The 10,768-nt window shown below is 72.2% G+C and carries 11 protein-coding genes; 4 read left to right on the forward strand and 7 right to left on the reverse strand.

The genetic code is table 11. The features are described 5' to 3' along the window. Positions 1 to 28 precede the first annotated feature (28 nt). From F8271_RS26735 to trmB, 3 genes are all read right to left on the reverse strand, one after another. Positions 29 to 673 carry a hypothetical protein gene (locus F8271_RS26735; protein WP_151492624.1) on the reverse strand — a complete coding sequence of 215 codons (645 nt, stop codon included), beginning with the start codon at positions 671 to 673 and terminating at the stop codon, positions 29 to 31. Between the two features lie 157 nt (positions 674 to 830). Further along, positions 831 to 3,344, reverse strand: coding sequence for an RNA helicase (locus tag F8271_RS26740; RefSeq protein ID WP_151492625.1), 2,514 nt, complete (start codon positions 3,342 to 3,344; stop codon positions 831 to 833). A gap of 76 nt (positions 3,345 to 3,420) precedes the next feature. Then, positions 3,421 to 4,119: a tRNA (guanosine(46)-N7)-methyltransferase TrmB gene (gene trmB / locus F8271_RS26745; RefSeq protein WP_151492626.1), complete on the reverse strand. Its 699-nt coding sequence runs from the start codon at positions 4,117 to 4,119 to the stop codon at positions 3,421 to 3,423. Between the two features lie 130 nt (positions 4,120 to 4,249). Here trmB and F8271_RS26750 point away from each other — a divergent pair, with 130 nt between their 5' ends. Continuing rightward, positions 4,250 to 4,858 (forward strand): hypothetical protein, encoded by a 609-nt coding sequence (locus F8271_RS26750; protein WP_151492627.1) that lies wholly within the window; start codon positions 4,250 to 4,252, stop codon positions 4,856 to 4,858. Positions 4,859 to 5,093: 235 nt separating this feature from the next. Beyond that, positions 5,094 to 5,771: a class F sortase gene (locus tag F8271_RS26755; protein WP_151492633.1), complete on the forward strand. Its 678-nt coding sequence runs from the start codon at positions 5,094 to 5,096 to the stop codon at positions 5,769 to 5,771. Positions 5,772 to 5,906: 135 nt separating this feature from the next. Here the strand turns inward: F8271_RS26755 and F8271_RS26760 are convergent, their stop codons facing one another. The 4 genes from F8271_RS26760 to F8271_RS26775 form a co-directional block, all read right to left on the reverse strand. Next, entirely contained in the window at positions 5,907 to 6,782 is an 876-nt protein-coding gene (locus tag F8271_RS26760; protein ID WP_151492628.1) for an alpha/beta fold hydrolase, read from the reverse strand. 304 nt (positions 6,783 to 7,086) lie between these two features. Beyond that, positions 7,087 to 7,404 (reverse strand): antibiotic biosynthesis monooxygenase, encoded by a 318-nt coding sequence (locus F8271_RS26765; protein WP_151492629.1) that lies wholly within the window; start codon positions 7,402 to 7,404, stop codon positions 7,087 to 7,089. A 28-nt stretch (positions 7,405 to 7,432) separates the two neighbouring features. Next, on the reverse strand, positions 7,433 to 8,230 hold the full coding sequence (locus F8271_RS26770; protein WP_151492630.1) for an exodeoxyribonuclease III: 798 nt from the start codon (positions 8,228 to 8,230) through the stop codon (positions 7,433 to 7,435). A 37-nt stretch (positions 8,231 to 8,267) separates the two neighbouring features. Next, positions 8,268 to 9,188 carry a proteasome assembly chaperone family protein gene (locus F8271_RS26775; RefSeq protein ID WP_151492631.1) on the reverse strand — a complete coding sequence of 307 codons (921 nt, stop codon included), beginning with the start codon at positions 9,186 to 9,188 and terminating at the stop codon, positions 8,268 to 8,270. A 422-nt stretch (positions 9,189 to 9,610) separates the two neighbouring features. Here F8271_RS26775 and F8271_RS26780 point away from each other — a divergent pair, with 422 nt between their 5' ends. Further along, positions 9,611 to 10,462, forward strand: a complete 852-nt coding sequence (locus F8271_RS26780; protein ID WP_151492632.1) for a peptidase M23 — start codon at positions 9,611 to 9,613, stop codon at positions 10,460 to 10,462. Between the two features lie 106 nt (positions 10,463 to 10,568). After that, a complete protein-coding gene (locus F8271_RS32630; protein ID WP_192580470.1) occupies positions 10,569 to 10,715 on the forward strand; it encodes a hypothetical protein in 147 nt (48 codons plus the stop codon). Positions 10,716 to 10,768: the final 53 nt, after the last annotated feature.

Below are 10,768 nucleotides of genomic sequence, written 5' to 3' on the forward strand. Positions count from 1 at the left end.
GGCGGAACCCCCTGCTGGAGTGTGCGGGCTAGGCGGCGGTGGACCAGATGGCGCGGAAGGCGGCGGCTTCGCCGGCGAGCCAGCGTTCGATCTGCTCGGGTTTGGCGTCGGAGGGCATGTGGTGCGCCTGGCCACGGCGGACGTCGACCAGGACCGGCTCGGCCCGCGGGAGCACCGCGTCCATGTGGCGGGCCATCAGGTGCAGGGTGGCGAGCACCGACTCCTCGCTCGGTGGGGTCTCGTCGAAGTGCAGCCGGACCGCCTCGGCGCGGCCGTCGGCGTGGCGTACCCCGAAGTGGGGGTTGATCTTGACGGGCAGGTCGCCCAGCATGGCCAGGGCGTCGCGGGTCTGGGCCAGGTCGAGGGCGGCCGGGTCGCCGAGGGAGTGCAGCCAGGCCGTGGCGCCGGGGACGAGGGCCTGGTAGAGCGGACGCCAGCGTGGCTTGACCACGTCGACGACGCCGGTCAGGTGGGTGCCGCCGGTGTGGAAGGCGATGTCGGCCTTGAGCGCCTTGACGAACTGGCCGTGCGGGTTGAAGCCGGAACGGCTGGCGCGTTGCTTGCGCAGCCCACCCACGAACGTCGCCTTGGTGGGGCCGGTGCGGTCGACGTAGCGGGTGAAGCCGAGCAGCGTGGCGTAGGGGGTGAGAGGGGTGGAGGCGGGAGCGGTCACGGGCGTCCTCCCTAGTCGTAATCCTGCAGGTCAGGAACTCGATTAGTACATACATTCTAATCGACACCTCTGACATCGCCCAGCGAAAACGGGGGTGCGGAAGACGCGACAAAGGGGGCCGCCCGCACTGCGGACGACCCCCTGTCGGGTAGGACTGTCAGAGCTGGCCGACGTCCGTGATCCGGACGACCGCCGCGCCGATCTCGTCCGAGGCGACCAGGTCGATCTCGGCGCTGATGCCCCAGTCGTGGTCGCCGTCGGGGTCGTCGAAGCTCTGCCGGACGGTCCACCTCTCCCGACCCTGCTCGATCATCAGCAGCGCCGGGCCGCGCGCGTCCGGGCCGACGCCGATCGAGTCGTACTCCTCGAAGTAGGGTGCCAGGGCGTCGGCCCACGCGTCGTAGTCCCAGCCGTCGGCGGCGTCCAGCTCGGCGAGCAGGTCCCAGCGGCGCAGCGCCGCCAGCTCGACCCGGCGGAACAGGGCGTTGCGCACCAGCACCCGGAACGCCCGCGCGTTGCGGGTGACCGCCGGCGGCCGGTCGGTCAGGGCGGCGTGCGCCTGGGCCACCTCGGCCACGTCGGACGGGTTGCGCAGCCGCTCCCACTCGTCGATGAGGCTGGAGTCGACCTGGCGGACCAGCTCGCCCAGCCATTCGATGAGGTCGATCAGCTCCTCGGTCTTGGCGTCCTCGGGCACGGTCTGGCGCAGCGTCTTGTACGCGTCGGCCAGGTAGCGCAGGACGAGGCCCTCGGAGCGGGTGAGCCCGTAGAACTGCACGTACTCGGTGAAGGTCATGGCCCGCTCGTACATGTCGCGGACGACGGCCTTGGGGGAGAGCTGGTGGTCGGCGACCCAGGGGTGCCCCTGCCGGTACATCTCGTACGCGGCCTCCAGCAGCTCCGCGAGGGGCTTCGGGTGGGTCACCTCGTCGAGCAGTTCGAGGCGGGCCTCGTACTCGATGCCCTCGGCCTTCATCGCGGCGACCGCCTCGCCGCGGGCCTTGAACTGCTGCGCGGACAGGATCTGCCGGGGGTCGTCGAGGATCGACTCGATGACGCTCAGCACGTCGAGGGCGTACGACGGGGACTCGGCGTCGAGCAGCTCGATGGTGGCCAGGGCGAGGGGGGAGAGTGGCTGGTTGAGGGCGAAGTCGAGCTGGAGGTCGACGGTGAGCCGGATCCGTCGACCGGTCTCGTCCGGCTCGGGCAGCTCCTCGACGACCCCGCCGGCGCGCAGCGCGCGGTAGATGGCGATGGCCCGGCGGATGTGCCGGCGTTGCGCGGCGGGCTCCTCGTGGTTGTCGGTGAGCAGGTGGCGCATCGCGGTGAACGCGTCGCCGGGCCGGCCGATGACGTTGAGCAGCATCGAGTGGCTGACCTGGAAGCTGGAGGTCAGCGGCTCCGGCTCGGCGTCGACGAGCCGGTCGAAGGTGGGCTGGCCCCAGCCGATCGACCCCTCTGGCGGCTTCTTGCGGACCACCTTGCGCCGCTTCTTCGGGTCGTCGCCGGCCTTGGCGAGGGCCTTCTCGTTGTCGATGACGTGTTCGGGTGCCTGCACCACGACCCGACCGATGGTGTCGTAGCCGGCCCGACCGGCCCGCCCGGCGATCTGGTGGAACTCGCGGTTCTTCAGCAGGCGGGTACGGACCCCGTCGTACTTGGACAGGCCGGTGAACAGCACGGTGCGGATCGGCACGTTGATGCCGACGCCCAGGGTGTCGGTGCCGCAGATGACCTTGAGTAGGCCGGCCTGGGCCAGGGTCTCGACCAGTCGGCGGTACTTGGGCAGCATGCCGGCGTGGTGCACACCGATGCCGTGCCGGACCAGCCGGGACAGCGTCTTGCCGAAGCCGGACGTGAACCGGAACCCACCGATCGCCTCGGCGATCATGTCCTTCTCGGCGCGGGAGCACACGTTGACGCTCATCAGCGCCTGGGCGCGTTCCAGTGCGGCGGCCTGGGTGAAGTGCACGACGTACACCGGGGCCTGCTTGGTCTCCAGCAGCTCCTCGAGGGTCTCGTGCAGCGGCGTCATCGCGTACGAGAAGATCAGCGGGACGGGCCGCTCGGCCGAGCGCACGACGGCGGTCGGCCGACCGGTGCGCCGGGTGAGGTCGTCGACGAACCGGGTGGTGTCCCCCAGGGTGGCGGACATCAGGATGAACTGCGCCTGCGGCAGCTCGATGATCGGCACCTGCCAGGCCCAGCCCCGGTCGGGCTCGGCGTAGAAGTGGAACTCATCCATGATCACCTGGCCGACGTCGGCCCGGCCGCCCTCGCGCAGGGCCAGGTTGGCCAGGATCTCCGCGGTGCAGCAGATGATCGGGGCGTCGGCGTTGACGCTGGCGTCACCGGTCAGCATGCCGACGTTCTCGGCGCCGAAGACCTCGCACAGGGCGAAGAACTTCTCCGACACCAGTGCCTTGATCGGCGCGGTGTAGAAGGTGGTCCGGCTGTCGGCGAGGGCCGCGAAGTGCGCGGCGATCGCCACCAGGCTCTTGCCCGAGCCGGTGGGCGTATTCATGATCAGGTTGGCGCCGGAGACGATCTCGATGACCGCCTCCTCCTGATGGGGATAGAGGTCGAGGCCGCGCTCCTTCGCCCAGCCGGCGAACGCGTCGAAGAGGGTGTCGGGGTCGGCGCTTGTCGGCAGCGCGGCGGTGAGCGTCATAGCCTGTCCATGGTGCCTGGATCATGCCCCGGTACGCCAACCCGGCGTCCGCCGGACCCCCGTCCGGGCCGGCTCGTCACCGGCGGCGGTAGATCAGGTCGGCCACCGGTCGGCCGGCGGTGATCGCCCGCCGTTCGAACTTCGTCACCGGACGGTGCGCCGGACGGGGCGCGAAGCCGCCGTACGCGTCCACCAGCTCCGGGTCCGCGTCCAGCGTCTCCCGCATCGCCTCGGCGTACTCCGCCCAGTCGGTCGCGCAGTGCAGCGTGCCGCCGGGGGCCAGCCGGGAGCGCAACAACGCCACGTGCGACGGCTGGATGATCCGCCGCTTGTGGTGGCGGGCCTTCGGCCACGGGTCGGGAAAATAGACGTGTACGGCGTCCAGCACGCCCTCGGGCAGGCCGCTGACCAGCTCCAACGCGTCACCCTGGGCCACTCGGACGTTGCCCAGCCCGCCCCGGTCCACCAGGTCGAGGAGGTTCGCGATTCCCGGCGTGTGCACCTCCACCGCCAGATAATCTCGATCCGGGTCAGCGGCGGCCATCACGGCGGTGCTGTCGCCCATCCCCGAGCCGATCTCCAGCACCACGGGCGCTCGGCGACCGAACAGGTCGGCCAGGTCGACGGGCTCGTCCGACACGTCCAGGCCGTAGCGGGGCCACAGCCGGTCCAGCGCGTCGGTCTGCCGGCCGCTCATCCGGCCCCTTCGGGGGTGGAACGTGCGGATCGTCCGGCTCGCGGGCGGGACGGCGGGGTCATGGTCGGTGGCGGTCACAGCGACCCGAGCGTACGCGACGCCGTCGGCGGATCGGATGTGATGTGCGACCGGAAATGAGAGGATCCAACTGGTACGGCAGGCCGGGCGGTCCGCTGCCCGGCACGCCCACACGGCGTCGAGAGGGGGCATCGTGACAGTGACCCGCGGCGGCGTGACCCTGTCGGTGCTGACCGTCCTCGCCGGCCCCCTGCTGGCCGCCACACCCGCGTCCGCTGTGCTGCCCGCGCCCGCGCCCGCGCTCGCCGTGCCGGTGGCGGCCGCGCCGCAGCCCGGCTCGCCGAGTGGCGCGCCGCAGCCCAACCCTCCGGTGGACATCTTCGTCGAGGTGAGCCCCAGCACGGTCCAGCCCGGCTACCTGGTCGGGATCCGGGCCAGCTGCCGCGACAACTCGGTCGGCGCCACCGTCGTGTCCGACGCCTTCGGCGCGGTCGGCGTCCAGCCTCAGCACGGCCTGCTCACCGCCGCGCCGATGGTGCGGGATCGCACCCGTCCCGGCAACTACCGGGTCAAGCTGGAGTGCCGCGACGGCGAGACCGCCTCGACGATGCTCCAGGTGGTCAAGAAGGTCCCGGTGCAGCCGAGTCGCGGCCCGGCCACCGGCTTCGGCGGCGGCGCCGGCGGCACGACCGGCAAGCTGCTGCTCCCCGGTGGCGCGGCGTTGACGATCACCGGGCTGATCCTCGCCGTGGTGGCGCTACGCCGGCCACGAACCCGCCGAGCCGCCGCCCGCCGCTGAGCCCGCCATGGAGATCTTTCACCCCACCCCGCCGCCGGCCGGTTCCCGCCCGCCGGCTGCGGGTCGTCCCGGGTCGCCGCCCGATGGGGTACGCCCGCCGGCTGAGGGTCGTCCCGCGCCACCGCCCGATGGGGTACGCCTGCCCGTGGACGACGGCTGGCCGGATTCCGACGGCCCGCCGGATCCGGGTCGCCGGTCGGTGGCCGACCGTCCGGCGGGGGTCGCTCGCCCGTCGGTGGCCGCGCGACCGCCGACCGCCGTCGCCCCCCGGCGCAGCCGTCCGTCCGGGCGTCCCTCCGGCCGTAGCCCCTGGTCGGTGCCGTTGGCCGTGGTGCTGGTGCTGGCGGGGGTCTTCGCCACCGGGGCGGGGCTGGGCCGCTCGGCCGGCCCGTTCGACCTGACCCCGGCCGGCGGTGACCGGCCGGCCCGCAGTGAGACGGTCGGGTTGTCGGCCAGTCGACCGGTACGCCTCACGGTCCCGACGATCAAGGTGGCCGCACCGGTGGCACCCGTCGGGCAGGCGCGGGACGGCTCGATCGCCGTACCGCCGTTGGAGCGGCACAACGAGACCGGCTGGTACGACCGGGGGCCCACCCCCGGCGAGCCGGGTCCGGCGGTGATCGTCGGGCACGTGGACACCAAGACCGGTCCGTCGGTCTTCTACGACCTGGGCAAGCTGAAGCCCGGCGACCTGATCGAGGTGGCCCGGGCGGACAAGTCGGTGGTGGTGTTCCGGGTCGACACCGTCGAGCACTTCCCGAAGGACCAGCTGCCCGCCGAACGCATCTACGGCCACGACGGGCCGCCCGGGCTGCGGTTGATCACCTGCGGCGGCCAGTTCATCGGGGGCCGCACCGGCTACGCCGACAACGTGATCGCCTTCGCCAGCCTCCAGTCGTCCCGTACGCCCTGAGCCGGCCCGGCCACCGTCCTGCTTTGATCGACTCGGGATCACTGAACTCGGGGTGTCGGGTCGACCCGGACACCCCGGTTTCGCCGATCCCGAGTGGATCAAGCCGTCGGTGCCTGCGCGTCGGTCGGCGCAGTGTCAGGTCAGGAAGCCCAGGAGTTGCCGGGTGGTCTCGTCGGGGGCCTCTTCCGGGATGAAATGCCCGACCGGGACGGGTGCGCCGCGTACGTCGTCGGCCCACTCCCGCCAGATCGCGAGCGGGTCGTCGTAGAGCTTCGCGACCTGACCGCGTTGGCTCCAGAGAAACAGCACCGGGCAGGCGATCCTCCGGTTACCCCGGTCCGCCTCGTCCTGCTGGTGGTCGAGCGTCGCGGCCGCGCGAAACTCCTCGCAGATCGCGTGCACCGTGGCGGGGTCGCTGAACTGCCGGACGTACGCGGCCCGCACCTCGGGCGGGAAGGCGTCCGTCACCTCGGGCCAGGTGTCGAGCATGAAGTCGACGAGCGCCGCGGGCGCCGCGTCGATGAACCGTTCCGGCACCGGTGCCGGCGCCGCCAGGAAGGACCAGACCCAGTAGGAGAGGCTGAACGCCTTGTCGGCGCGGTTGTAGACGTCACCGATGGGGACGACGTCCAGGACGGCCAGCCGGGTCACGACGTCGGGTTCGTCCAACGCCAGACGGTAGGCGCAGCGGGCGCCGCGATCGTGGCCGACGAGGTGGAACCGGTCATGGCCCAGGCGCCGCATCACCTCGACCTGGTCGCGGGCGATGGCCCGCATGCCGTACGGCTCATGGTCCGCGGTGCTCGGCGGTGTGCCGCCGTCGCCCCAGCCCCGCAGGTCGGTGGCGACGACGGTGAAGTGCTCGGCGAGCCGCGGTGCCACCCGATGCCACATGAGGTGGGTCTCGGGGATGCCGTGCAGGAGCAGGACGGGTGGCCCGTCGCCGCCGCGCCGTCCGTGGATCCGGGCGCCGGACGTGTCGATGTCGAATTCCTGGAATCCGTCGAACATCCCCGCAATACCCCCGCACCCTGGGATGCGCCCTGAGCGAGCGGCCCGGAGTGGCCGGTCGGGCGACTGGTGGCCGGCTACCGCCCGGGCCGCTTCGACGCTATCAACGCACACGTCCGGCCCGGTGCGGTTCGGCCGTGGTGCGGCGTCCTCGGGCGTCCGAGGTCCTGGTCGTGCTCGAACATGGATGTAGTGGCCTCGCGCTGCGCGGAGGGGACCAGATCCAGGTTCGAGCACGAGGCCCGCGCACTCTCGGGTCGAGGCAGGGCCTCGTCCCTGTCTCAGCGGCCGGCGGGGGAGGTGGTTAGGGCTGGGGGACGGTCAGAGCCACCTCGAACTCCAGCAGGCTGGCGCCGCTGGAGACCGGCGGGCGGGGCGTGTCGCCGGGTGCGGCGGCGTGCGCGGCGCGCGACGGGCCGGCGGCCCACGCCTGGTACGCCTCCTCGCTCTCCCACTTCGTGTAGACGAAGTAGCGGGTCTCGCCGGCCACCGGCCGGAGCAGCTCGAAGCCGAGGAAGCCGGGGGAGTTCTCCACCGTGCCGGCCCGCGCGGCGAACCGCTTCTCCAGCTCGGCGCCGGCGCCCGGCGGAACGTCGATTGCGTTGATCTTCACGACTGCCATCTGCCCACCCTAGCCAGCGCGGGCCGGGTCAGAACGCCTCGACCGCCGGGACGAGGTCCGCGTCCACCACGATCGGGGCGTGGTCGGAGGGGCCCTTGCCCTTGCGGGCCTCCCGGTCCACGTACGCGGAGCGCACCGCCCGGGCGAACGGCGCGGAGGCGTACACGAGGTCGATCCGCATGCCCTTGTTCTGGTGGAACATGCCGGCCCGGTAGTCCCAGTAGGTGAACGGGTGCGGCCCCTTCATCGGGGTCGGCACCACGTCGTCGAGGCCGAGGTCGCGCAGTGCCGCGAGGGCCGCCCGCTCGGCCGGGGTGACGTGGGTGGAGTGGGTGAAGACGGCCGGATCCCAGACGTCGGCGTCGGTCGGGGCGACGTTGAAGTCGCCGCTGACGACCAGCGGCAGCCCACCGGCCAGTTCCGCGTCCAACGCGTCGCGCAGGGCCGCGAACCAGGCCAGCTTGTACGCGTAGTGCGGGTCGTCGGGTGTCCGCCCGTTGGGCACGTACACCGACCAGACCCGCACCCCGTCGCAGGTGGCGGAGATGGCCCGGGCCTCCGGCTCGGGGAAGCCGGGCTCGCCGGCGAACCCGACCCGGACGTCGTCGAGACCGACCCGGGACAGGATGGCGACGCCGTTCCACCGGCCGTCGCTGTGGCTGGCCACCGTGTAGCCCAGCTCGCCCACCTCGGCGACCGGGAAGGCGCCGTCCGGGCACTTGGTCTCCTGGAGGCAGACGACGTCCGGGCCGGTGCCGGCCAGCCACTCCAGCAGCCGGGGCAGCCGGGCCTTCACCGAGTTCACGTTCCAGGTCGCCAGGCGCATGCCTCCACCCTGCCGTATCCGCCGTCCCGTCGCCGGGTCAGCTGCCCGGGGTGTCGCCGGGACGGGTCTGTTCGGCCAGGAACCGTTCCAGCTCCGCGCCGAGTTCGTCGGCGGTGGGCAGGGGGCCGGCGTCGGGGGCGAGCAGGTTCTTCTCGCCGCGACCCCGAGCGAACGCGTCGTACTGCTCCTCCAGGGCCTGGACCAGCGCGGCGGCGTCCTCGGTCTGGGCGACCTGCCGGTCGATCTCCACCCGGACGACCTCGGCGGCGGAGCGCAGCCCGTCGCCGGGCAGCAGCAGGCCGGTGCTGCGCGACACGGAGGTGAGCAGCACCTCGGCGGCGGCCGGGTATTCGGTCTGCGCCACGTAGTGCGGCACGTGGGCGGCGAAGCCGAGCGCGTCGCGGCCCTGCTCGCCGAGGCGGAACTCCAGCAGGTGACCGACGCTGCCGGGCACCTGGACGCGTTGCAGCCAGGGCTCGTACCCGGCGATCAGCTCGGGCCGGGTCGCGTGGGCGGTCACGCCGGTGGGCCGGGTGTGCGGCACCGCCATCGGGATCGAGTTGAGCCCGACGGTGAGCCGGACGTCCAGCCGGGCGGCGAGGCCGGCGACGGCGGCGGTGAACCGTTCCCACTGCAAATCCGGCTCGGGGCCGGTGAGCAGCAGGAAGGGGGTCTCGTCGTCGTCGTGCAGCAGGTGCAGCTCCAGCTTGGGGGCGTCGAAGCTCTCCCAGTGGTCCTCGACGAAGGTCATCACCGGTCGGCGGGAGCGGTAGTCGAAGAGTTGGTCCACGTCGAAGGTGGCGATCGGCCGGCCCTCCAACGAGGTGAGCAGCTGCTCGCGGGCCAGCCGGCTCGCGTTGCCGGCGTCCACGAACCCGGTGAGGGCCTGGATCAGGACCGGTTGCCCGAGGTCGGGCAGATCGTCGGTGAGCTGGTAGAGCTCGTGTGGGTCGAGCACCGGTGCGGACCTCCCTGGAATGTGCCTACTCGGACGCCGACGCGACGGACGGCACCCGGTTCGGGCAACGTACCCGCCATCCTGGTGCATTCCTGCGTCGGGCGATCCGTCGCCCGCCGGTTGGGCACGACCGGACTAATCACCCGATTCCGCTGCCAGGTGGGTCCGTGCCCCCGAACGGTGGAGGGGTGGTTCGGCCCAAAGGCCGAGTTTGTCGATCATGTCGGTGCGCGGGGTTCGATGTCCCGGCCTGTCGCCCGCCGTGCCGGCCTGCGTGCGCCGCCTGCTTCATCCGGTACGCGAGGTACGTTCCCCGGGCGGGTCGAGCCGTCCGGGTCGTCCACCAGGACGCCCCCGATCTGTGGCCAGCGCCACGTGATCACCGTGCGTGATCGGCGTATCCACCTGCCTAGCCTCGGTTGATGCGTGACGACGGCACCCTCGACGACCCGTACGCCCCGAGCAGCCCCACTACCGATACGGAGGATGGCACCTCAACCGAATGGACAACCGCCGCGAGTCGGCTCCGGGCGTACGCCCGGGACCTGACCGGTCGACGCCGGGCGCGGATGGCCCTCGCCGCAGGCGTGGTGTGCTGCCTCGGCCTGGCCGCGGTCGCGCAGGTCCGCGACGACTCCGCCGGTGCGGCGGCTCGGGTCGATCCCGCCAGCAGCACCGAGCTGGCGCAGCGTGCCGAGCAGCAGCGCGCGTCCCGTGATCTCGATCGTGCCGCCGTCCCGTCCGCCACCCCGTCCGCCGTCGCGACCACCGCGGACCCGGACGTCAGCCCGCGGGCCCGCAAGGTCGCCCCGGCTCGGCCGACCGACCCGGCCCCTGTCGCCGGGCTGGACGAGGACCAGATGGAAAACGCCGAGGCGATCGTCCGTACCGGCCGGGGGATGGGCGTCCCCCGCCGTGGCCTGGTGATCGCGGTCGCCACCGCGATGCAGGAGAGCAACCTGTACAACGTGGCCAGCGGCGTGCTGCCCGAGTCGCAGGACTTCCCGCACCAGGGCGTCGGCTGGGACCACGACTCGGTCGGGCTGTTCCAGCAGCGTTCCAGCAGCGGCTGGGGCCCGGTGGGTCGCCTGATGGACCCGGAGTTCGCCACCCGGCAGTTCCTCACCGCGCTCGAGCAGGTGCCCGGCTGGCAGCAGATGCGCCTCACCGACGCGGCCCAGGCGGTGCAGGTCTCCGCGTACCCCGAGCACTACCAGCAGCACGAGGGGCGGGCCACCCGGGTCGTCGACGCCATCCTGCCCAGCGGGCGGTAACCTACCGGCCACTATGGACGGTCAGGGTTGAGCCTGTCGCGTCCCGGGTACATGTGTTGCGGGTTCGGGGTACACATGACCAAGGGAACACCGACAGGAGGACGTTATGTCACTGATGCAGCGGATCAGCGCTTTTCTCAGATCACCCAAGGGGCAGCAGTTGGTCGACCGCGGTCGACGCGAGATGGCCAAGCCCGCCAACCAGCAGAAGCTGAAGGGGTTGGCGTCGCGGCTGTCCAACCGCCGCCGCTGAGCACTCCATCGGCCGTCCTGCCCGCCGTACCCACCCCTGGGGAGCCCCGGTGA

The sequence above is a fragment of the Micromonospora sp. ALFpr18c genome, assembly GCF_008868155.1.
Taxonomy (GTDB): Bacteria; Actinomycetota; Actinomycetes; order Mycobacteriales; family Micromonosporaceae; genus Micromonospora.

Bases quoted from the DNA above. Each gene is read 5' to 3' on its own strand.
- F8271_RS26740 (WP_151492625.1), bottom strand. From the start codon at position 3,344: ATGACGCTCACCGCCGCGCTGCCGACAAGCGCCGACCCCGACACCCTC.
- F8271_RS26780 (WP_151492632.1), top strand. From the start codon at position 9,611: ATGCGTGACGACGGCACCCTCGACGACCCGTACGCCCCGAGCAGCCCC.
- F8271_RS26765 (WP_151492629.1), bottom strand. From the start codon at position 7,404: ATGGCAGTCGTGAAGATCAACGCAATCGACGTTCCGCCGGGCGCCGGC.
- F8271_RS26760 (WP_151492628.1), bottom strand. From the start codon at position 6,782: ATGTTCGACGGATTCCAGGAATTCGACATCGACACGTCCGGCGCCCGG.
- F8271_RS26770 (WP_151492630.1), bottom strand. From the start codon at position 8,230: ATGCGCCTGGCGACCTGGAACGTGAACTCGGTGAAGGCCCGGCTGCCC.
- F8271_RS32630 (WP_192580470.1), top strand. From the start codon at position 10,569: ATGTCACTGATGCAGCGGATCAGCGCTTTTCTCAGATCACCCAAGGGG.